General features: G+C 46.7%; 18 protein-coding genes. 14 read left to right on the top strand and 4 right to left on the bottom strand.

Features of this window, described 5'->3' with window-relative positions; all coding sequences use genetic code 11:
* Window positions 1–6: 6 nt before the first annotated feature.
* Window positions 7–360 carry a hypothetical protein gene (locus tag CHX35_RS10250; protein ID WP_091837190.1) on the bottom strand — a complete coding sequence of 118 codons (354 nt, stop codon included), beginning with the start codon at window positions 358–360 and terminating at the stop codon, window positions 7–9.
* A 497-nt stretch (window positions 361–857) separates the two neighbouring features.
* Window positions 858–1,163 carry a hypothetical protein gene (locus CHX35_RS10255; RefSeq protein ID WP_091837192.1) on the bottom strand — a complete coding sequence of 102 codons (306 nt, stop codon included), beginning with the start codon at window positions 1,161–1,163 and terminating at the stop codon, window positions 858–860.
* Window positions 1,164–1,249: 86 nt separating this feature from the next.
* Here CHX35_RS10255 and CHX35_RS10260 point away from each other — a divergent pair, with 86 nt between their 5' ends.
* The 9 genes from CHX35_RS10260 to CHX35_RS10300 all read left to right on the top strand — a co-directional run bounded on the left by CHX35_RS10260 (window position 1,250) and on the right by CHX35_RS10300 (window position 11,023).
* The gene (locus tag CHX35_RS10260; protein ID WP_091837194.1) at window positions 1,250–2,863 is read left to right on the top strand and encodes a phage tail protein; all 1,614 of its coding nucleotides are present in this window, start codon (window positions 1,250–1,252) and stop codon (window positions 2,861–2,863) included.
* Window positions 2,863–3,624, top strand: a complete 762-nt coding sequence (locus CHX35_RS10265) for a distal tail protein Dit (RefSeq protein ID WP_091837195.1) — start codon at window positions 2,863–2,865, stop codon at window positions 3,622–3,624. The genes CHX35_RS10260 and CHX35_RS10265 overlap by 1 nt, the downstream gene beginning before the upstream one ends.
* Before the next feature lie 88 nt (window positions 3,625–3,712).
* Window positions 3,713–4,744 carry a hypothetical protein gene (locus CHX35_RS10270; RefSeq protein WP_091837197.1) on the top strand — a complete coding sequence of 344 codons (1,032 nt, stop codon included), beginning with the start codon at window positions 3,713–3,715 and terminating at the stop codon, window positions 4,742–4,744.
* Between the two features lie 129 nt (window positions 4,745–4,873).
* The gene (locus CHX35_RS10275) at window positions 4,874–6,343 is read left to right on the top strand and encodes a phage tail spike protein (protein WP_091837198.1); all 1,470 of its coding nucleotides are present in this window, start codon (window positions 4,874–4,876) and stop codon (window positions 6,341–6,343) included.
* A 46-nt stretch (window positions 6,344–6,389) separates the two neighbouring features.
* On the top strand, window positions 6,390–6,584 hold the full coding sequence (locus CHX35_RS10280) for a hypothetical protein (protein WP_091837200.1): 195 nt from the start codon (window positions 6,390–6,392) through the stop codon (window positions 6,582–6,584).
* A gap of 5 nt (window positions 6,585–6,589) precedes the next feature.
* Window positions 6,590–7,234 (top strand): hypothetical protein, encoded by a 645-nt coding sequence (locus CHX35_RS10285; protein ID WP_091837201.1) that lies wholly within the window; start codon window positions 6,590–6,592, stop codon window positions 7,232–7,234.
* Window positions 7,231–9,732 (top strand): glycosyl hydrolase family 18 protein, encoded by a 2,502-nt coding sequence (locus CHX35_RS10290; protein ID WP_217895880.1) that lies wholly within the window; start codon window positions 7,231–7,233, stop codon window positions 9,730–9,732. The genes CHX35_RS10285 and CHX35_RS10290 overlap by 4 nt, the downstream gene beginning before the upstream one ends.
* A gap of 74 nt (window positions 9,733–9,806) precedes the next feature.
* On the top strand, window positions 9,807–10,202 hold the full coding sequence (locus CHX35_RS10295) for a phage holin family protein (RefSeq protein ID WP_245838754.1): 396 nt from the start codon (window positions 9,807–9,809) through the stop codon (window positions 10,200–10,202).
* Window positions 10,199–11,023, top strand: coding sequence for a peptidoglycan recognition protein family protein (locus CHX35_RS10300; RefSeq protein ID WP_091837205.1), 825 nt, complete (start codon window positions 10,199–10,201; stop codon window positions 11,021–11,023). Before CHX35_RS10295 ends, CHX35_RS10300 begins: the two co-directional genes overlap by 4 nt.
* Before the next feature lie 184 nt (window positions 11,024–11,207).
* On the opposite strand, the gene CHX35_RS10305 is transcribed toward CHX35_RS10300, so the two are convergent.
* The gene (locus CHX35_RS10305) at window positions 11,208–12,590 is read right to left on the bottom strand and encodes a tetratricopeptide repeat protein (protein WP_281252078.1); all 1,383 of its coding nucleotides are present in this window, start codon (window positions 12,588–12,590) and stop codon (window positions 11,208–11,210) included.
* 554 nt (window positions 12,591–13,144) lie between these two features.
* Here CHX35_RS10305 and CHX35_RS10310 point away from each other — a divergent pair.
* From CHX35_RS10310 to CHX35_RS10320, 3 genes are all read left to right on the top strand, one after another.
* Window positions 13,145–14,833: a transglutaminase domain-containing protein gene (locus CHX35_RS10310; RefSeq protein ID WP_091837208.1), complete on the top strand. Its 1,689-nt coding sequence runs from the start codon at window positions 13,145–13,147 to the stop codon at window positions 14,831–14,833.
* Between the two features lie 104 nt (window positions 14,834–14,937).
* Window positions 14,938–15,855 (top strand): RluA family pseudouridine synthase, encoded by a 918-nt coding sequence (locus tag CHX35_RS10315; RefSeq protein ID WP_091837209.1) that lies wholly within the window; start codon window positions 14,938–14,940, stop codon window positions 15,853–15,855.
* Between the two features lie 70 nt (window positions 15,856–15,925).
* A complete protein-coding gene (locus CHX35_RS10320) occupies window positions 15,926–16,696 on the top strand; it encodes an SDR family oxidoreductase (protein ID WP_091837211.1) in 771 nt (256 codons plus the stop codon).
* A 106-nt stretch (window positions 16,697–16,802) separates the two neighbouring features.
* Here the strand turns inward: CHX35_RS10320 and CHX35_RS10325 are convergent, their stop codons facing one another.
* Window positions 16,803–16,985, bottom strand: a complete 183-nt coding sequence (locus tag CHX35_RS10325; RefSeq protein ID WP_091837213.1) for a hypothetical protein — start codon at window positions 16,983–16,985, stop codon at window positions 16,803–16,805.
* A gap of 237 nt (window positions 16,986–17,222) precedes the next feature.
* Between CHX35_RS10325 and CHX35_RS10330 the strand changes: the two genes are divergently transcribed.
* Window positions 17,223–19,883 (top strand): transglycosylase domain-containing protein, encoded by a 2,661-nt coding sequence (locus tag CHX35_RS10330; protein ID WP_091837215.1) that lies wholly within the window; start codon window positions 17,223–17,225, stop codon window positions 19,881–19,883.
* Between the two features lie 189 nt (window positions 19,884–20,072).
* Window positions 20,073–22,598, top strand: a complete 2,526-nt coding sequence (locus tag CHX35_RS10335; RefSeq protein ID WP_091837217.1) for a transglycosylase domain-containing protein — start codon at window positions 20,073–20,075, stop codon at window positions 22,596–22,598.
* Window positions 22,599–22,609 lie beyond the last annotated feature (11 nt).

Below are 22,609 nucleotides of genomic sequence, written 5' to 3' on the forward strand. Positions count from 1 at the left end.
GGGCTTCTAATTCCATATCTCAATGGGCTGTTTTTCGGGATCTGTGGGATGTAGTATCCAGTGATCCTCTTCTTTTACAATACGTTTATAGCAACGAAGACAGGAGAATTCAGTAACTTGGATCTCAACTTTTGCTTTGAGTTTACAAACCGGACAAGGCACCTTGATAATCGGATAGCGTTTGCGGCGCATCCAAAGAACGATGAGTAGCGGGATATAGAAGATGGGGATAAGGACGACACCGACAAGAGTGAAAAAAAGAAGGACAATAATAGTGTAAAGGGTAACAACGGCATAATTCCATTTTGGATGCCGGTTAGGTTGTTGCTCTTTCAAAATCATTAAATTTAGTGCCTTCATGAATTATGTCTCCCTCTATTTACATTGTTGAAAAAAGCGACACTGCTATAGATAATTTTTTTGATCATTGCTAGCAATCTACTGAATTCAATAACACCCAAGAATCTCCTTCTTTAGTGAGTCGTTCAAAACATTTGGGACATGTAATTTCGGACACTTGTAATTCTACCTTTGTTTTAGATCCGCACTCCGGGCATTTGGCCTTGGTGACAGGATACCGGGAATGGCGAATCCAACCGATGATACCGAGTGGGATTAAGAAAATGGGTGCAAAGATAAAACCGATAACGGATGCGAAACTAACAATAATAAGTGCGATAAAGGTATTATAAGCTTTGTTCCATTTTGGATATCGATTCGGCTGATGCTCTTTCGCATCTTATTGTACATTTCAATGTGCTCCTTTGAAGATAAAAGTGATTTGGGAAAGCCATTTAGGAAAGAAAGATAAACTAGAAAAAGAAGAGGTTGGATAGGGTCAAAATAAGCGATAGAGGTTAGAAGTCAGGGGATTCGATATAATTGGATCCATCTTTTTCAAGAAGGTGGAGACAGACGCAATGAAATTTCTGCACATCAGGCTCTACCTTTAGCGTTGTTTTGCATCTAGGGCAAGTAACCTTGATTACCGGATAACGTAGTTGCATTGCTATTGTAAATAGGGAAGTGAATGAAAGTAACAATCCAATAGGGATCCCAACAATGCTTATCATACAGATGATACAAGCAGCAGTTTGAAAATAGGCAGCTTTAAACCATTTGTGTCGTCGGGGTAGACGTTCGGACATATAATAGTCATTCATGATGGATACACTCCTTTTTTAAAAATAGGGATAGATAAATTGGTTAAATTTTCATTCATGTTTATTATACAGAAAGAGGTGAAGATATGGCAGAGCAAATTCCCCAAATCGATTTAAAACCCATTGAGAAGTCGTTAAATGATTTGGATAAAAAATTATTAGAAATAAACAATATTAGTAAAAAATTCGAAAACAATTTAATAACTCAAAAAAACAGAGAAGAAGGAGCGAAGGAAATTGGCACCGTGAGCTTAATGATTTATGGGGCGGTTGTATTAGGTTTATGGACCTTAGTCCAAGATGATGCGGCGGTAAAAGCATCTCTAGAGGGATTAAGTGATGCATTATCCAGCCTGGGGAGCTCTGTGGCACCGGTTTTTGCTACCTTGATTGATATCCTCACCAGTGTAGTGAACGCCTTTAATTCCCTTCCCGAACCGGCAAAACAATTTATATTGGTTGGATTTTTAATCATGGGTGTCCTATTTGGTATCTTAGGAGCTATAATTCCGGTAATCGCATCAATAGCGGCAATGTCGGCTGCGACGGGAACTTTTGCCGCTGCTGCTCTACCGGTTGTAGCGACCATTGCGCTGATTGTACTCGCTCTTGCCGGCCTGATCGCAGGGTTGATCTACGCCTACAACCACTTTGAAGGGTTTCGAAATTTAGTGAATGCCGTCTGGACATCGATTCAGGAGGGGTTAGCAGCGGTTTGGGCGGTGATTCAACCGGCTTTGATTGCGATTGCTGATTTCTTTATCGCCCAGTGGCAGAAGGTAGTGGATTGGTGGAATACGATGCTGCCTACATTTATGGCGGTGTGGAATGCGATCTGGACCTTTATCCAACCGATTGTTGCGGCGATTGTCAGTTATATTCAGATGGGCTTTCAGACGTTGCTCGTGATTCTTACAGGAATTTGGGAAGTGATTCAAGCGGTGCTTGTGGCGGCATGGGAAGTGATCAAAGCCGTGATTAGTGCCGCGATTAATATCATTCTTTCAATTATTAGTTTCTTTGTCTATCTGTTTACCGGTCAGTGGGGAAAGATGTGGGAATCCGCATTAAATATCCTCAAAAGTATTGGGGGGATGCTGACGTCGATTGTGGGGGCGATTGTGAATATGATCGTCAAAATTATCGGCAGTTTGATCGTGATGGTTGCCAACATCTTTAAAAACATTTGGCAGGGAGCTTTAAACATTACGAGTGATCTTCTCGGGGGGATTAGTAGTAAAATTTCTTCCTTTTGTAAGGGGGCAAGGGATTGGGGCGTCAATATGATCGAACAGTTTGTGGCAGGGATTCGATCCGGAATTACCTGGGTAACCGATGCGGTCAATGACGTTGTCAATTCGGTGAAGGATTTCCTAGGGTTCTCCTCCCCAACGAAAAAAGGGCCGGGAAGTCAGTCGAATAAATGGGCACCTAACTTTATGGAGATGTTTACTGCGGGGATCAAGATGGGAATGCCAGCGCTGAAGAGTGTGGCCAGTCAATCCGCCAGTCAGCTTGCCATCTTAGGACAGTCTCAAGGCAGTGGTGGTTTGGCGCTGGCGGGTGGAGGTGCAGCATCTTCCCCAACGATTCAAATCGATCAAATGCATGTCCGCAATGATCAGGATATTCGCTTGATCAGCCAGGAGTTGTGGCGACTCCATCAACGGCAGGCAAGATCCTTTGGAGGTCGAGCATAATGGGATTTACATTCGCAGGGATCCATAGCAAGCAACTTGGACTAAAAGTGATGAATATTACACGCTCGATTGCTCCAGGAATTCGTGCAAAGACCGTGAAGGTTCCGGGGAAAGCAGGGGTGTATGATATGGGAATTGAAGTGGACGAGCTTCAAATTCCCATTGAGGTGTTACTGATGGGAAAAAATGCGCTGGACATCAGAGAACAAGTGCGGAATCTAGCGGCATGGCTACGTCAGCAGCAGCACCTTGAAGAGCTAATCTTTGATGATGAGCCGGATAAATTGTATTGGGCACGGTTGGTGGATGAGACAGAACTGGATGAGATTGCATTATCGGGGAAGGGGACGATCACTTTTTTGATTCCCGATCCCCTTGCTTATGCCATCGAGGATGATACCTTTACCAGTTCATTGAACACGCTCGTCTTTGAACGAAAAGGCACCGCTCCCTCTCAGCCCATCATTACAATCCAAGGCGTCTCCGATGGAATGGAGAGTGGTTTTGAACTCTCCTTAAACGAGCAGGCGATGAAATATACTGGGATGCTAGGCGAAGGGGAGACACTTGTCATTGATGCTTCATCCAAAACGGCTTATGTAATCAGGGTGGATCAGACCAAGATCAGTGCCTTAAATGGGATCGACCCGCTAACTTTCCCCGTTACCGATCCATTACAGGAGAATTCTTTAACGGTTACACCCTTTGGTGCTGCGACGTTTACCCAGATGAAAATCGAATGCGGTAGTTGTTGGTACTAATCAAGACGAGATCCAGAGAAAGAGGGAAGGGGAGAAGGCTCCCTGGCTCTTTCTTTTTTTCATATTTTGAAGGCAGGAGGAGAATGACGTGGCAAAAACACCCTTTGGCAAATTAGGCAGTGAAGAGATTCTGTCCGTTCATTTAAATGGGATTCAAGCCTCAATCAATCACTTAGAGGATGTTCTTTCGATGCGGACAGCGTCAAAAACCAATCGTCCCCTAACAGCCTATGTCGATATGGCAGAAAAAGCGGCTCGTTATCGGATCTATGAAGGGGCCGAAAGTAATTGGCTCTATACCCCAGAGCCGGTGATCAAACGAAACAGTGTGGTAGTTCCGCCTGCTGAATATAACTTGCAGGCAGAGTATGGTGCGGTCATATTTCATGTGCAACAAAATGAGGCGGATGTGATCACCGCGGATTATACCCACATCACCAATCAATCAGCGACGATGGAGAGTGTGGAAGAAAGAATCAGCGCCCTTGAACAGGGTGGCGGGGGTGGCAATGGCGGGACGGGGGGGTTGTTGGATGATTTAGTGAAGCATTATCCAGGAACGTATCGCTCCCATGGGATTTCGACTCAGAATGCCGCATCCGGAGTTGCTGTCCCTGCTAGCACCATTGATATCTTTCCCTTTAAAGTGTATGAAACGGTGATCTGCGATAAGATGGGGGCCCAAGTTTCAACAGCGGGTGCGGGAGCGTTGAGCACCTTTGCGGTATATCAAGATAAAAATGGCTATCCAGGTACACTGATCGCCCAAACCGGAGCGGTGGATTGTTCCAGCACGGGATGGAAAGAGGCGGCTTTTTCCACAGGGAATCTTACGTTAAATGCAGGGAGTTACTGGATTGGTCGCTTTACCAATAATGGGATTGCCTTTAGTGGACTGGACCCTTCCTGTAACTATCCCGTTCCCTCCGCTCCTCCCTTGGGCTCCAGTACAATCAATAACGCGGTTGGAATCGGAGGGGGTGTGGGGGGCGTTCGCTATGCTACCTCCTTTGGCTCGGGGATTTTTCCAAGTACCTTTCCAGCCGCTGGTACAGGTTCTGCTCCCCAATACTTCGAGCGCAACGCCTATGGTTCTCCGTGGATTCGGCGCAAACCCTAAGGGGGCTATCTGCATTACCTGGGGTACCCCTTCGAAAGATGGGTTTCCATCCACAGGACCATCAAGTAAAACCCAAAATGAAGGGATAAGTAAAGTGTTCGGTCAGTTCAATAAGGTGGTGATGGAGGATTGTTATATAACCGGCTAGGTAGTGCTTATTATAATCGCTCATTCATTTTATATAATCAGTTTGTAATCCCTGAGGAAGCGCCTTATCACAAGCTTTCTGAAGCGCCGATTGTCGTATTAGATCAGGAGCGTCAGCCTGTAGCTGTGCTCGATCATGTGACGGAGCTGGTCATTACAGAAGAGATCAATGGGGAAGAAACGCTCGATCTTACGCTCCCCTTTGATGATCCGAAACGCCTCTTCCTCGAGAATGAAAATATGATTCAACTTAATCATCATCTCTATGTCATTCGTCGAGTGCATCATACACGGAGTAGCGCAGGGGAAAGAGAGACGCAAGTATATGCAGAAGCCCTCTGGTACGACCTCCAGTATACCGACCCCATGCAAAAATCCGAGTGGGCGGATCAAACCCCCTATCAAGTGCTTCAGGATATTTTAGCAGGTACTGATTGGCGTGTAGGGGTTTGTGAAGTGAATGCGTTACGTAGCATGTCCGTGGATGTCGGACTCACCAACCGGTTGACGGCCCTGCGTGAAGTGGCTGATTTATGGGGCGGCTCCATCCGCTTCCATGGCCCCACCTTAACCGTTAATCATGTGAAGGAGGGCGGCTTCCGTGACCCTGGCATCGCCATTATTTATCGGAAGAACATGGATGAGATTGAGGCGGATTATGATACAACCGACTTAGTTACACGATTGTATCCCTATGGGAAAGGCAATGTCACGATTAAGGATGCCAATAATGGTAAGGAGTACCTGGATAACTTCCAATATACCCACCAGGTTCGAACGCGTTCCTTTAAGGACGAGCGATTTACCAATCCCTATCATTTGCTCGAGAAGACGGAGGCGATTTTAGAGAAGTTAAGTGTTCCGAGGCTCTCTTACCGTGTGCGTGCTGCAGATTTATCCATGCTCGCGGGGATGGAGCATGAGTCTTTTCGCATTGGGGATATGATTCGCATCTATGATGAAGAGTTAGGCATTGATGCGAAAACCCATATTGCACGTTGGCAGTACAATGTGCTTGAGCCTTGGAATACGGAGTTGGAGTTAGAATCGAAGGCCCCTACCTTAAGTGACTTATTACAAGGGGGTTCCTCCGCTGGCTTCCTGCAATCGGAGGACTCAGTAGAACGAACCGAGATGTTGGAGTTAATGGTATTTAATTATCTATTAAACTCCCGGGCAGATGATGGATTTGCCTATTGGGTGAATAATGGGTGGGAGATTGATTCCACTCAGGGTTATTCAGGAAAGGCTTCCTTCCGATGTGAGGGTCAACTGGGTGTAGAGAAGACGTTAACTCAAACCATCGAGCCCTCGCATCGTGATCACTATACTGTGAGTATGCAAATTGCGACGGATGATTTTAAAAAGGGTCCTTCCGGGAAATTAGGGATCGAAGTGGTGATCCATTACGATGAGGGCGATCCAGAGACGCAATTTTTACCTTTAGCCTAGTTGTGCAGATTCGTATTAACAAAACCAATCTTGAGGTGATTTTAGCGTGACTTTCTTTCAAACCGTACAAAAGTCCGTTGCTCCAGATCGCAGTCGTGATGTGCAGAAAATTGTACTGAAGGTCATTGCCTCGGACGTCATCGGAAGCGTTCATATGACCGATCTCATGTTTCAAGGGGGTTCGATTGCGACGGTATGGACAGGACATGCTTCCGAAATTCAATGGTCCTTTGATGGGTGATCCATATGGATAAAAAAGATCGTTGGACACGATATTTTATTACTTTTTCCGTGGATGCCAAACGGAAGGTACAGGCAATGGATTATCGTTATCTGGTAAGTGATTGTGAAGGCAGCGTGCACGTGACCGATTTAATGTTGCAGATCGGTGGAGCGCCTGCGGGGTATATCCCTGCGAACCAAGAGCTACTTAAACGAGATCGAGACCAAGAAGACCATCCGATCACACGCAGGCATTTCAATGGGGTGATTCGAGGGGAAAAGACCATCGCGGTGCCGAACCGTGAAAAAGTGGACCAAGAGAAGGATTTGTCAAAGCGGGTGACGGGTGGCATCGATTTTTATTTGACTCCCACCCAAGCGACTTCCAGCGATGGCGTCCACTTTGCTCATCAATATGGACAGCGGGTGATGGCGATTCATCCTGCACTGGTAGCCAACAGCGAACTCGAATGTAGTGCAAGCAAGCGTCAGGTAACCATTGATGGCGCTTTTACATCGCAATATTCGGGGAAATTTCATACGTGTCCGGCTGGATTTGGCATCTACCATCTTACCTTACTTAACAATCAGGGAAAGCAGCATGGATCAGGGAAGCTTCGGTGTGAAGTGGATATGTGGCTAAAGGGGATGGGTGGTGAACGCATGTGAGTGCATTAGAAACACAGCATCGTGAGTTTTTGTCATGGATTCAAACCGTGGATCATTTGGGAACCGTGGAACGCTATGGAAATAAGTTTACAGGGGTGTGTTTGTTTTGGTTGAATATCCAAGCCGATGGATCGTTAACAGAGGCGATTAATGATTGGGATGCAGCCATGGAAAAAGCCCGACAAGTCCGTGAGAAATGGCCGCATATTCGGTGGTTGTTGACGATAAAAAACGATGGACTTCCCTCCCGCATTACCCCCATTGTAAAAAACGAACAAGGGGAGCAAGATCGGCTGATGCAAGCCATTCACCGCGTCCTGGATCAGCATCCCTGGATTGATGGTATCGATGCGGATCTGGAACGACTCCCCAATGATCAGGTTTCTGGAATTTATCAACTGTATGAACGGTTGTATCAGGAAGTAAAGGGTCGTTCTTCGGGTCATTTCGTACATGTTGATTTGCCTCCGATGTACGGTCCCTACGATACGATCGGCCCGGAAAAATGGTGTTCCTATGAGCGACTGAAAGATTTCTGTGATACTGCGCAGATCATGACCTATGGCTTTGCTTGGTCAGGATCGGCACCCGGTTCGACTTCTCCGATTGAATGGCAGAAACGGGTGATGCGATATGCTGTTCAAGCCTTCGCTCCCGAGCAAGTATTGATGGGGATCCCTGCTTATGGGCATCGCTGGGAAATTAGCCGCTACCCAAAGAGTGTCGATAAACTTTATCGCGGATATAGTGGTGGGTTTCCCGATTTTTTACGATGGATGGTAGGGGATCTTTCTCATACGGATGTGTATCGTGGAGGGGCGGAGACCCAAGCCTATATCCCCTTCTTTTCTTTTTATGAGGAAGAGGACGCGGTGCATCGATTATTTTTACATGTATACGACTATGTCGATGCAGGGGATGAGGACGATACGAATTTGCATCGAGATGCCTTTGGTGACAAAGCCTATTTGACAGCATACGGCAAGTCGCAGCAGGTGGAATTTGAACAAACGGTTTCTGAGCAAAAGATCTCGGATGCAGATCTGATCCAAGGGGCGATGGTGAAGGAAAATACCTACATCGCTCCGAGAAAACCAACCACAGGGGAGAAAGAGGGCTATGCCAAATGGACCTTTTCGGTGCCGAAGAAAGGAACCTATGATATCGTTTCCCAGGTGCAATTTCCGTGGTTTGATCAACAGAAACTCACGATTAAAATCGATGGCACTTCTTATACCGTGGGGGATGTGCCTCAGCATTATCCCTACCACCGTTTGATCCATTGGTTTAAACTTGCGAGGCTATCGTTAACCGCAGGCAATCATGTATTGGAAGTATTCGGTTCAGGGAGTCAAGTTGGAACCGTATTTTATGGCTTTCGTGTCTGTGCACGCTTTCAAGAGGCTCATGAAGCGGGGGATGCAACCTTTACGCTCCGACCTAGAAAATTTGTGGATCGGGATCAAAAAGAGGCCTGGCCCTATGAAAATCAATTGAAAGCGACCGTTGAGGCGATTCGGCGCCCGCCGGATGCTGCCATCATCTATTATGATGATTTTCGGGATTGGAAGAACAAACTCCCTGGGGAGAAATATGACATTCAGTCAGGTAGTTGGAAAGTGATGAACGATCAGGGCGATTCTTCCCCGCGTCCGTATTCCTGGGTATCTGGAACAGGAAAGGTGACCCTGTCCTATTCCCAATTCAAAGATGTGATCGCAACCGGCAATATACGGGTGGAAAAGAACGGGAAAGCGGGCCTGATGTTTTCGAATCTCTGGTTTTGCCTCAATATGAATTACGCAGGTGGGCGCTATGAATTGTATCAAGGGAATCAATTACTCGCTTATCAATGGCCCAATGGGTCCCTTGAATTAAATCAATATTATCGGATGGCACTTAAGGTACGAGGAAAAGAGGTGATTGGTTCCCTCAACAATCGAGTGGTGATTCGTCATACACTCAGTTCCGAGGTAGGGAAAGGGGCATGGGGGATTCAAGGGGATGTTCCCATGTCCTGTGATTTGTTGGTGGGAGCCGATGCTTGTTGGTACGCGCCACAAGAAGCGATTGATTTGGTCCTTCCGGATCAATCGGTTCAAACCTTAGGACGCATCCCGCGGAAAGGGGTAACCTGGGATGAGCAGTGGGGTCTCTTTTATCTTGCAAGCGGTGACGAGTATGACACACGCGTGGATCCAGTGGATGGGATGGAGAAGGATATCTCAATGGATTGGGACTATCTCCATAGCACCGCCATTACCCTAACCGAGGGCGATTATCCTGTCACCATTCGTATGAGAGATCAAGGGGTGTCCTTATCTAGTCTATATTTAGGGGATGCGGATGGATTTAGCGTGGCGGTGTTCCCCTTTGCTGAGACACAGTTGAAGCAGGCGGATATAGCCGCTTATGAATGGAAGGTGCGCGGAGTTGGTTTATGGGCGGTGGGTCAAGAGGATCCGCAATTGTGGCAGATGCTGGTCGATCACGTGTGACAGGTCGTAAGGATGAAGCGGGCGGTTATACCGCCTATTTTTTATTGCTTTCTTTTGGGTAAGGGGGGGTGTGGGTGATTCTACAAGGGTTGTTGGCGACAAGTTTGGCACTCGTTACGTCCCTGTTTAATGGTTGGTCAGCAGGGTTACAAACCTTGTTAATCGTCGTGATCATCGATTATGGAACAGGGTTTGTTGCATCCGGGGTAGAGGGGAAACTATCCAGCCGGGTTGGGTGGGTGGGGATTTCGCGTAAGGTGGGGATGTTTGCTGTTGTTTCTGTCTCCCATTTAATGGATCAAATGATGGGGGAGGGCCACCTGTTACGAGATAGCACCATTATTTTTTATATAGCTAATGAAATATTGTCGGTTCTTGAGAATTGCGGGCGATTGGGGATCCCGATCCCGACGCAGATTCGCCAGGCGATTCAGGTATTAAAGGGAAGGGCAGAGGAGGAAAAAAAGTGAGCTGGAAGTATGGGCAATTGATGACCGCTAGTCAGTTTGTGTCCTATGTACGAAAACAGAGTTCGAGTCGGTTGACTTCTACCCATGTACATGGCACATGGGCCCCAAGAAAGTCGGACTTTAATGGAAAGAACCATCGTCGCTTACAAGATGGAATGCGTCGGTACCATATGCATACACGTGGGTGGTCCGATATTGCTCAACACGCAACCATCTTTCCAGATGGGAAGGTGATGACGGGACGCAATATTAATCGAGCTCCTGCCAGTGCCTATCATCATAATGATCTGGATCGCGATGGTGTCCACCCCTTTATGATCGAGATGATCGGAAATTTTGATATCGGTCATGAGCGTCTAGAGGGACCGCAATTGCAAGCCGCCATCGAGCTAGTACAACACATCACCCATGGTCATTTTTATTTTCATAGAGAAATGCAATCAGGTAAGACCTGCCCTGGATCGGGTATTTCCCGAAGCTGGTTTGAATCGAAGGTGAGGGGAGTTAGGAAAAAAGCGTCCTCTCCCTTTGATGATTACCGACCCGATCAACTAAAGGGGGCTCCCAACGGAGCGGAATTTAGTCGGACGTTATCGTATATACACGGAAGACAAATGATCGGTGATGACATCCTCGCTGTACAGAAGCGACTGGGAGTAAAGCCGATAAAGAACCGCATGGGAAAAGAATACGGGATCTATGGACCCATCACAGAAAAGGCTGTGTATGCCTTTCAAAAGAAACAGGGAGCAAAGCACCCCAGTGGGAAAGTTGGGGATTGGACATGGGCAAAATTATTTGGTTTAAACCAAGCACATTAGTTCGTTAAAAAAGCCTGCTACCGGTGAACCAATTTTGGTTCCAGGGGTAGCAGGCTTTTTTTGATCAAGTGCAAAAGGTTTGATTGCCATTTGCACAAGAATCTACATAAAGTGACTCCATTATGAAAAAATGGAAATTGCGCGCCAAGTGAAGCCGATATACGAAGTTACTCAGGGTGAGTGATTATTCGAGGGGGGAGGGTTGATCCCCATTCGCTATGGGCTTAGTCGGTAATTCTACTGGGATGCTAATGGATGGTATGATGGCATAGTAACTTTCAGAGGCTTGATGAAAGTAATGAATCGCTTCATCTTTGTTTCCGTTCTCCAGATAAAAACGACCCAGTGTATGACAAGCGTGAGCCAACTGTTCCGTGGCTTTTACTTGGCGAAAAAGGCAGATCGCTTCTTTATATTGCTGTAAAAACTCGGGGATACGTCCCGTGTGATATTCAATTTGCCCCGAAAAAATCATACATTCGGCGAGGCGTTTTTTGCGTGTTTGCAGATGAAGAATCGCTTGGTCAATATGTTGGCGGGCCAGATCCATCAATCCATTGCTTAGGTATGTTTGGCATAAGGCTTGATGAATGCGGCCAATTTCCCAATCATTTACCTGGTAGGGTTCAATCATTTCTAGTGAACGCGTGAGGTAATAGATTGCTTGATCCGTTTCATCAAGACGCATGTAACAGCAGCCCATCTCATGATACGTATAAGAAAATAAAAGTTGAGACATGGAGAATTGATCGGCTAGGCGTAAAACACGTTCAAAGCAGTTGAGAGCTTGTTTAAAATCTCCACTTCTGCTGTGACATGTGCCCAAAACATTCAGTTGATGACACATCTCCAACCACCGGTCATTTTTCACAAGCAGTTCGATGGATCGTTCTGCATAGAGAATACAAAAAGGATAGTTTGATAAATGGAGATAGACCTTACTCATTTCTCCGTATAAGTACGCTTTGTCGACATCATTTGTGACGTTTTGAATATGCGTCTCTGCCTCTTTATAATGGGCAAGAGCTTCTTGGTAGCGATCCCTAAAAAGGTGGGTATTCCCTTTTAGCCGAATATAACGAACGAGAAGGTTAGGGTCAATCTCAGACAATTCCCAGCGATCTTCAAAATCGTCCATTTTCTTGTTAAATAGTGAATCGTTCATTTGATGGATGTAACAATTGATCTCAAGGAGATCGATTTGAATCAATAGATTTGAATCATTGACCTGCTGTGCAAGGTTTTTTAAACCATCCAGTTCTTTCAAGGCATGTTCCGCGCCTTGGGACAACAACGAGCGATGAATCCGGTTAAGTAAATACTCTGCTTCACGGAGAGTTTCCCTATCAGTGACCCCCATTAAATGTTGGACAGTCGATTGGAGTCGTTTTGCCAGGGGCTGAATGATGTCCGGGCGGGGATGGGCCTTTTCATTTTCGATCAGGCTAAGGTAGGGAACAGAGATGATCCCTTCTGCCAGCTCTGCTTGTGTCATACCAAGCCCCTTGCGCTGACGCCTTATATTAGCTCCTAAACCGATAAGAATCCCCCCAGTTCGATCTATCACGAGCAAGAAGAGGTGATAGAACTAAATTTTCGAATGAATTAACTAACAATTATGACAAAAGTACTATCCCTTTTTGCTAAAGATGTACCACTCATTATGTTACCGGTTGCAAACAGTCTGTCAATAAGGGAATCGAAAGAGATTTTAAAACTTTTGTTTTGCCTAGGGTGAAAAGGGCTTGAAATAGGGGTTTAACTTGTCGAATGCTGTCGAATTTTTAAAAACACGAAAGAGCTTTTCTGTTGTATTATTAAGCTGTACCTAAGAACTACTCTCCTGGGGAAAGGGCGTCACAAGAGGTTTATTCCTCCGAATCTTTCTTCAGGATCAGGGTTTGTGTGTCTGACAAGTGGAATCTCCTCTTGTAACTTTTAACGGTCTTGGTCTTTCTATGATAGAGGGTATCCTTTCTCGATGCGTTCGAGAAACGGTACCCTTCTTTTTTTTGTTGTGAGGAATATTATGCTTGATAGAGGGGTCTTCTATGGAAGGGGCTGTGTTTTCACACAAGCATTTTATATAATGAGAATAATCATGTTGAATCGGAGGCGAATATGAACATACGAACCGGTCGTTGGAGTGTCTTGCTCATGACTCTCCTGCTGGTCTTTAGCTCAGGGTGTAACATAACTACCGCATTGGATACGGATACCAAGCAGCATCTTAGTAAATATGATGCACTTGCTCAAAAGAAGAATGACCAATTGGATTTAGAACCTCTAAAATTAGAGCCCTATGCACGGGAAGTTGGCGGAAAAATCAGTGCTCCACAATATCGAAAATTTGCAGCGAACTCAAGCGTGTTAGTAAAAGGATCTGCAACGAAACACGCAGACTTCCGATCCAATGTCGCATGGATCGAGGTAGAGAAAGTAGGGGCAGATGGCAATAGAGACGAACGAAAATTTTCCTATTATGCGCGATTAAAGAAGGGCCATTTCTCCCAACAGGTACAATTGTTTGCAGGTACAGGAAGTTATCAGGTAACCGTTCGTTTGCCTGGGAAGGAACGAGAGGATCGCTTTTACGATCTGGCTCAGTTTGAAGTCATCAATGTGAACCCATTGAAAAAAAGGGACCTCGCCTATACACGGATCGGAACCAAGATTGGACTTACGGTGGAGGAGCCTCGTTCTGGCTTGGTAAAAAAGAAGAAACGATTTGAATTAAAGGGAAAAATCCGTCAGCCAAGTGGCAATCGTGTGATGATTCGCTTGGAGAAAGATGGACAACGTTGGCAACACTTGATTCCTGTAAAGGATGGAACGTTTACCAGTGAAGTTCCGCTGTTTTATGGAAGAGGCATTCATAAGATCACGGTGCTCTCCCAAGATAAGGATCGGTCAGAGTATTACAATGAAGCGGTTTCCATGTGGGTGGATAACCAACTGGATGTCAAACAAGAACCGATTCAATACTTTAAACATTACGACGAACGGGGTGTCAAGTTAGAAGCCCCCTTGGTAAGTGGTGGATCGGGCAAGATGAAATATCAGATTAAAGGACATATTGATCCAGAAGCCCCCTTTGCAAAAGAAACCAAGCACCTCATTGTACAAACAAAGAAAGGGGATCAAGAAGCGACGTATTTTATTCCGGTAAAGGACGGACGCTTTAACGATACCTTTTGGCTACGATTTGGTAAAGGGGATTATGAAGTCACGGTGAATGTTCCTGAAATCACCAACGTTCAGCGGGATTACTTTCGATTCTTTGGGGTTGCTCGTTTTCATGTAACGAATACAGAAGATCAAGATCTACGAAATTTGTTACCCTCGCGGGGAATTCAATCCGATAATGGAACGATCCGTTCCCTGGCGGAGGAACTTACTCGAAATAAACAAGGGGATCGAGCAAAGGTGTTTGCGATCTACCAATATGTTTCGAAAAATATTCGCTATGATGTTGCAAAATTTAAGCATGATGCTTTTGAATATGACGATAGTGCGCTAAAGACCCTGCATGAAAAGGATGGGGTGTGTCAGGATTACTCCTTTTTAGCGATTGCGCTTCTTCGCTCGATCGATATTGAGTCCCGTTTTATCGAGGGGATGGCTGAGGGAAACCGACATGCATGGGTGGAAGTAAAAGTGAAGGGAAGTTGGATTACGATGGACCCTACATGGGGAGCAGGTTATATCAATGGATCGGATCAGTTTGTTCAACGGTATACTACAAAATACTTTGATCCGAGTCCAAGGGAATTTGCTCGGACGCATTCTCGAACCGGTGTGATGTATTAAGGAAACCTCGATTGATCCCGCATTCCATGCGGGATTTTTTGTGTGAAGGGAGGTCGTGATATACTGTTGCGGATGAAGGGGTAAGGAATGAGGAGGCACGCTGGATGGTTGGTCAGGAGAGAGTAGAGTTTTATCATCATGTCGACGAAGAGGAAGCAGGGAAAATGGTACGTCAAGTATTGAGTAATCGGTTTCGATTTTCCCGGCGGATGTTTCGACGATTGCGAAATCATCAAGGTGTGACGGTCAATGGGGAGCGGGTGTATTTAACCTCACGCATCGCTGCAGGGGATGTAATCGAAGTGGTCTTGCCGATGGATGAAGGGGAGGGGATCGCGCCGGAACCGATTCCATTGGTGGTGAAGCATGAAGATCAGGATGTGATTATCCTTGATAAACCCGCAGGAATCGTCGTTCACCCAACGAAGGGCCATCCAGAAGGGACATTGGCAAATGGCTTGGCCCACTACTGGTTAGAGAAAGAAGAATTTCACCTGATACGTCCCGTCACGCGGTTAGATAAAGACACTTCAGGGCTGATTCTGTTTGCCAAACACGCCCATGCTCACGCTTATCTTTCTAAGCAAATGGCACGACGTCGATATCAACGGGAGTATTTTGCATTCGTTCATGGCAAAGTAGCGGAAGAGGAAGGTGTGATCGATGCGCCAATCCGTCGCCAATCCGATATCTCCATTATTCGGGAGGTTGCTGTGGACGGGGCGCATGCGGTGACCCACTTTCGCCGATTGCGTCAATGGAACAATGCAACCCTGTTGCACCTCTCCCTGGAAACGGGACGGACTCATCAAATACGGGTTCATCTTGAACACATGGGCTATCCGATAATCGGGGATGAAATGTATGGGGGAAGAAGGGGGGAGATGGGGATGAGTCGTCAAGCGCTCCATGCCGGTTTTCTATCCCTCATCCACCCGCGTAGTGAAGAGAGGCTCACGGTGGATGCCCCATTACCAGAGGATATGGCTACATTGCTTGTGGAGTTGGATCGATGGGAGTAGGTTCGGTGAAAGGTCATCGTTTGTACCTAATCAGAATGTTGTCGTATGTTCCATGGATTGGAGGGAGAGCATGTCTGAAAAAGTTGCATGGATAACAGGCGGCGCCACCGGCTTAGGAGTACAAGTTGCAAAGGAACTAGCCGCAGCAGGATACCATGTTCTCGTCAATTATCGCCGGAGTCAAAAACAAGCGGAAGCCTTGGTAGAGACGATCCGCAATATGGGTCGTGAAGCAGTCGCGATCCAAGGAGATGTATCGGATCCTCTCGCTGTCAAAGCGATGGTGAAGGAAGCGCATCAGCGCTGGGGTCGTTTGGATGTATTGATATGTACGGCAGGACCCTTCCTTTTTCGACACATTTCTACCGTTGATCTTACCGATGAGGAGTGGCGGGAGATGATAGACGGGAATCTCTCCAGTGTATTTTATAGCTGTCGAGGGGTGATTCCCAGGATGAGGGAGCAGGGGTGGGGGCGGATTATCACCTTTGGTTTTCCAGAAGTTGAGACGGCACCCGCATGGCCAGGCTTTTCTGCCTATGGCGCGGCAAAGGTAGGGGTGACTTCATTGACGCGTAGCTTGGCACAGGAAGAGGCACCCTATGGCATTACGGTAAATATGGTGTGTCCAGGGGATATTCGTCATCCCTTCAAAGAAGCGAAGATCAAGGACGCGCGAGGGAAGCTGGATGCAAAGAATCCAGTTGGCCGACCAGGTACGGGAGAGGATCTTGCCCGCGTGATTCGTTTTCTTATCCATAAGGATTCCGATTTTATCACGGGGGCGGTTATCCCTGTGACAGGTGGGTTCGATAATCGTGGTTTTCAAATCGATAAATAAGCATGGCTTTATAAGAAAAACGCCGTCATTCATCTATGACGGCGTTTTTCTTATAAAAACAAAGGCAACAAAAAATGTCGAATTACGTTATAATGTAGGGTGAGGTTTAATTTGCTTGCGGATCCCCACCCTGGCGACGAATCCATGCGCCTAAGATGAACCATAAGGATGAGAGAACCAGTCCCAGGAGAAAACCGGCGGGACCGTATATTTTCCACATGAAAAAGGATGCGAGAACTCCAAGTATTCCAGTGAAACGGCAGGCAAACACAGCCGCTTTTACGTTCATGACAATCACCTCGCTCCCACTATACCATATCTAGAAGTGAAGGAGATGGGATGAAGGTCAATCGCCATTTTAGCTATGATTTCCAATTTTTGATATAGAGAGAATGCTTTTATTATGCTATATTGCCTGAAAGAGTTGTGAGTGAAGTTGATTCACTGGGATGGTCGATGATTTTTGGATACGGTACAGCGTGTTTTTTTGCACGGATGATCAAAGGAATTCCAGGGGGTTTTTATAATGGAGAGTAACCGGATGGAACGCGGATCGCTTCCCTCTCGTTCTCGTGGGAATGGGCGTTCTACCACTCAATCACTCGGATCGCGTAGTAGCCGAGGAGATTTTGGTGGTGGAAGGTCTGGCCGTCGTGTTGGAAATGGAAGTGGTGGCGGCGGTGGTAATAAAAAACGATTCCGTTTTTTCAATAAAAAGTGGATTCTCTTAGTGCTATTAACCAGTGTCCTGCTTGTTATTGGCGGATGCTCGGCGGTATTTTTTACAGCAAAGTCCTATTCCATTGATGACGCGGCTAAAGCGATGGCAACGTCTTCTTATATCTATGATAAGGATAACAAACCGGTCATTCAATTGGGCGGTTCTAATCGAGAGTATGTGGAGCTAAAGGATATTAAGTCGCCAGAATTGGCAAAAACCTTTGTGGCGGTTGAGGATGAACGATTCTATCAACACAATGGGGTCGATTTTCGTGGTTTAGGAAGGGCAGTCGTGCGAAACATTATGTCCTTCGGAAAAGCCGAAGGGGCAAGTACGATTACGATGCAGGTGGCCCGGAATATCGTACTGAAAGATTCCGAGAAAACCTATTCCCGGAAATTAAGTGAGATGGCTGTGGCCATGGACTTGGAGCGTAGATCCTCCAAGGAAGAGATTCTAGAAAAATACCTGAACTATATTGAATTGGGGAACAATGTCCGCGGGATCAAAATGGCGGCAAAGATTTACTTTGATAAGGATATCACAAAGGAAAAATTGGAGCCCCAGGAGATCGCCATGCTGGCCGGACTGCCAAAGGCGCCCTATGGCTATAATCCCTATTCCAATCCGAAAGAAGCAACGATGCGGCGAAATACCGTCTTAAACAAGATGGCAGAACATACCCCTGGCGGGCAAATCATCACCCAGGAAGAAGCGGACAAAGCAAAGAAAACCGGTCTTGGCGTCGATAAAGAATACCTGGCGAAACACCTTAAACGCGGGAAATACGCGGCTTATCGCGATTATGTGCTGAGTGAACTGAAGGAACGTTACGGGAACAAATCCACTGAAGAATTGGTGAATGGTGGGTATAAAATTAAAACCGCCCTCAATCCCAAAGCACAGTTGGCCGCAGAACAAGCGTTAAAGGATGAAAACCATTTTAAGACCCGGGCGGGTGCTGTGGATAAAAACCTCGACTCGGGTATGACCCTCATGGATCGGAAAAATGGTGAAGTGGTGGCCATTGGCGGAGGACGAAACTATATCACCGGCAACTTAAACCGGGCGACCCAACGAGTGCAACCGGGGTCCTCGATTAAACCGATTACCGTCTTTGGTCCTGCCGTCAAAGACCATAATTTCAATGAATACTCCAGGGTAAAGGATGAGAAGATCACCATTGGTAGCTGGACCCCGCGCAATGAGTCCAGACGATACTATGGTGAGATTCCGATGCAAAAGACGGTCTCTTTATCCCTCAATGCCTCGACGGTGTGGCTGTTGGATAAGTATGTGACCACGAGTGCCGCTGCCAACTATGCGGAAAAGGCAGGGATCACCTTAGAGGAGAAGGATAAACGATATCCCGCTGCTCTTGCGTTGGGTGGATTAACCAAGGGGACAACCACGGTAGAGATGGCCCAAGCATATTCCTCCTTAGCCAACAATGGGAAGAACAGCGATGCCCATGCGGTTGTTAAGTTGATTAATCGCGAGGGTCAAGTGGTTCAGCCTGATAAACGGATTGTGAAGCATAAACAAGTCTTTGATCCAAAGACCTCCTATTACATGACGCGCATGTTGAAAAATGCGGTTCAATCCGGTACCGGGGTCAATGCAAAAATGGATGATGGACGGGATGTTGCAGGGAAAACCGGGACGACACAAAATAGTAAAGAATGTTGGTTTGTGGGCTATACGACGGATTACGTAGCGGCGGTTACGGTATTTAAGGATAAAGAAACACCCACGGATCTAAGTGGGGGTAGGTATGCGGCTCCGATTTGGAAAGAAGTGATGACCGCTGCGGAAGAAGGTAAGCCTGTTGCGCACTTCCAGAAGCCAGCAGGTGTGAAAGAGCCTACTCCTCCGTTCCAGTTGAAACAGGTCGGTGACCTATCAGGCTCCTTCGATGCCAATGCGAAGGCCATTAACCTCCATTGGACGGACTATGATAAAGAAGGTCGCGTCAAATATCGGGTGGAACGCTCAGAGGATGGCAGTAATTGGAACTCGATTGGAGAGAGCCAAGATGGTGGCTTCACGGATCGAAACATTAAAATTCCTAAGAAGCGAAGTGGATGGGATAATTTCTGGGGAAGTGGTGACCCCGAGGAGAGGCAGTATCATTACCGAGTGATTGCTGTCGATACACAAGCAGAGGGTGATGATAGTAAAGAGGCAGCCCCCTCGGGCACCGTAACCATTACTGTGAAGGCCAAGGGCCATAGTGATGAACCCGGACCTAATGATCAACAGCCCCAAGGCGGCGATCAACCCCAAGGGGGGGATCAGCAAGGGAATGATCGCGGTGGCCAAGGAAATGATATTAGCATCCCCGATGGAGACGTTAATGGTGGCGACCAGCCGAATGATCAAAATGGCAATGAAAATGGGAATGATCGCGGTAATCAAGGCGGTAATGATCGAAATGGGAACGACAATGGTTGGCCTTGGCCATAAGTTTATAGAAGGTTGATTGGACCGGCGGTTGCCGGTCTTTTTTTGCGTTCGGAAGGGACTACTTGGTTTTTATGGAGAATTAAAGTAGGATAAGACTAATTGAAATGAATGACAAATATTGTTTTAAGATCAAGATATAGATAGATCCAAGAGGGTGATCGTGAAGATCAAGAGAAGGAGGGGGTTAAGATGGATGAGTGGAATAAAGGTGACGATGATTCATCCGATACGAAAGGGAGACGGACAGGGTCCCGGTCAGAACGGCTAGGTTCATCCGTTCCAAGAAAGCGGCTGTTTAATAAGAAATGGTTTTTACTGGTGTTATTAACATCCGCTTTATTGATCGCAGGTGGTTGTTCGGCGGTGATGCTCACGGCAAAATCCCTTCCCCTCGATCGGATGAAGGAAATTCAATTTGCTTCCACCTTGTATGATAAGAGTGGGAAAGAAGTGACGAAGTTAGGTCCAACACAACGGGAATATGTGGAGATGCAAGATATTGTGTCGCGTAAATTATTGGGGAATACCTTTATCGCGGTCGAAGACCGACGTTTTTATAGCCATAATGGGGTGGATTTTAAGGCTATCGCCAGAGCGATGGTGGCAAATCTCTCCCAGGGGCGGCGCGCAGAAGGTGGCGGTACAATCACCATGCAGGTCGCACGGAATGTCGTCCTAGAGAATACAGAAAAGACGTATACAAGAAAATTAAAGGAAGTAGCAGTTGCTTGGAATTTGGAGCGAGATTACACCAAAGAGCAGATTCTAGAAGCCTATTTGAACTTTATCTATCTTGGTAATGATGTACAAGGTGTGCAAATGGCAGCAAAGATATACTTTGGCAAAGATTTAACGAAGGATAAATTGGAACCTCAGGAGGCGGCCTTACTCGCTGCGCTCCCAAAGGCGCCTTCTACCTATGATCCCTATCGCAATCCGAAGCAAGCGAAGGAACGGAGAAACCTTGTATTAAAGTTGATGGCGCAAGAGGGCGTCCTTTCAGAAAAAGAGATGACCCAGTACCAAAAGACGGATCTGGGTGTGAATCGCAAGTACTTACAAAAATACATTAAGGAAGATCGATATCAGGCCTATAAACACTATATTATGGTTGAGGCTTCCAAGCGGTTTGATATCCCAGAAGAAGAGCTTGCGACTGGGGGATATCAAGTGTATTCCTATTTGGATGCGAAAGCGCAAAGGGCGATGGAGGGTGCTTTTAAAAAGGACAGCCTTTTTAAAAATCGCAAGGAGCTTGATGGAGGAGCCACCATGGTCGATCCTAAAACGGGGGGAGTGGCGGCGATTGCTGGCGGTAGGGAGTACTTAGGGCGGGGGTATGTCCTTCGATCCACAGAAAAAGGACAGCCAGGCTCGTCGATTAAGCCGATCACGGTGTATGCTCCTGCCGTGGAGGAAGAGGGATACAACGAGTATTCCACGGTCCAAGATCCACCGGGGTACCATGTGGGCTCATGGGAGCCTAAGAACTATCAAAAACGATACTATGGAAGTCTTCCTCTCAAAGATGTGTTAGCGAAATCCTTAAATGTTGCCACCTCGTGGCTATTGACGGAAAAGGTGGGCATGGATACGGGTATAGCATACGGGGAGAAGATGGGCCTTCCTTTGACGAGTAAGGATAAAGAAGCACCAGCGGCCATTGCTTTAGGTGGACTGACCGAAGGAGTCAGTACCGTCGATATGGCCCAAGCCTATACCGCTTTTGATAATGAGGGCAAGTTGATGAAGGCTCATGCGATCAAAAAAATAACCACCCATAATCAGGAGTGGAAGCCGGATACCGATTTATCCGAAGGTGAGACGGTGTTCTCCAAAAAGACGGCTTATTATCTCACGCGCATGATGCATTACAATGTCAAACAAGGAACGGGTAAAAATGCGAGGCTCTCGGATGGGCGGGATGTGGCAGGGAAGACGGGGACGACGCAAAATAGTAGCCGGGCGTGGTTTGTTGGCTATACAAGGGAGTATGTGATGGCCGCCATGGTGTATAACAAAGAAAATGGCAAGGTGGAGTTGACCGGTGGAGAATACCCAGCGAAAATTTTTAAGGAAGTCATGACGGACACCTTAAGCGGGAAGCCGGTGAGTCATTTCACGAATCCTGGGGTGAAAGAGCCAGAACCTCCCTTTACACTCAAAGCCGTCGACCTAAAGGGACAATTCCTTAAACAAGATCGTTCCATCCAGCTGCATTGGAATGATTACTCGGATCGGCTCGTATATCGGGTGGAAAGAACGACGGATGGATCCAACTGGAATGAAGTCGGTCAAACCTCGGATGGGAGCTGGACCGATACGGATATACGTCTGGGGAATAATCCCCTTGATAATTTCTTCCGCGGCGGAAAAGAAGGGGTCTATACGTACCGGGTAATTGCAATCGATCAAAAGACCAATGAGGAGTCGGATCCTTCGAATACGGTCACTGTGAAGGTGGTTTCCGAGAATAAACCCCCCGTAAACCCCGGAGATCAACAGGGAGACAATCGTGGTGATCAACAACAAGGGGGCAATCAAGGCAACCAACAAGGAGGGCAACAAGGGGGTAATCAACAGGGCAATCAACAAGGAAATCAACAAGGAGGACAACAGGGCAATCAACAAGGTAGCCAAATAGGAATTCCAGGGGGTCAGACGCAATCACCCTTTCAGCGTCCTCGACCGGGTAGAAATCAAGGGCAGTTCTAACTAAAGCCCGT

This window comes from Marininema halotolerans (assembly GCF_900116235.1).
Lineage (GTDB): Bacteria > Bacillota > Bacilli > Thermoactinomycetales > DSM-45169 > Marininema > Marininema halotolerans.

Excerpts from the sequence above, each read along its gene's own strand:
- CHX35_RS10250 (WP_091837190.1), bottom strand. The coding sequence starts at position 360 with ATGAAGGCACTAAATTTAATGATTTTGAAAGAGCAACAACCTAACCGG.
- CHX35_RS10335 (WP_091837217.1), top strand. The coding sequence starts at position 20,073 with ATGGATGAGTGGAATAAAGGTGACGATGATTCATCCGATACGAAAGGG.
- CHX35_RS10330 (WP_091837215.1), top strand. The coding sequence starts at position 17,223 with ATGGAGAGTAACCGGATGGAACGCGGATCGCTTCCCTCTCGTTCTCGT.
- CHX35_RS10285 (WP_091837201.1), top strand. The coding sequence starts at position 6,590 with ATGGATAAAAAAGATCGTTGGACACGATATTTTATTACTTTTTCCGTG.
- CHX35_RS10310 (WP_091837208.1), top strand. The coding sequence starts at position 13,145 with ATGAACATACGAACCGGTCGTTGGAGTGTCTTGCTCATGACTCTCCTG.
- CHX35_RS10255 (WP_091837192.1), bottom strand. The coding sequence starts at position 1,163 with ATGAATGACTATTATATGTCCGAACGTCTACCCCGACGACACAAATGG.
- CHX35_RS10325 (WP_091837213.1), bottom strand. The coding sequence starts at position 16,985 with ATGAACGTAAAAGCGGCTGTGTTTGCCTGCCGTTTCACTGGAATACTT.
- CHX35_RS10320 (WP_091837211.1), top strand. The coding sequence starts at position 15,926 with ATGTCTGAAAAAGTTGCATGGATAACAGGCGGCGCCACCGGCTTAGGA.
- CHX35_RS10265 (WP_091837195.1), top strand. The coding sequence starts at position 2,863 with ATGGGATTTACATTCGCAGGGATCCATAGCAAGCAACTTGGACTAAAA.
- CHX35_RS10260 (WP_091837194.1), top strand. The coding sequence starts at position 1,250 with ATGGCAGAGCAAATTCCCCAAATCGATTTAAAACCCATTGAGAAGTCG.
- CHX35_RS10315 (WP_091837209.1), top strand. The coding sequence starts at position 14,938 with ATGGTTGGTCAGGAGAGAGTAGAGTTTTATCATCATGTCGACGAAGAG.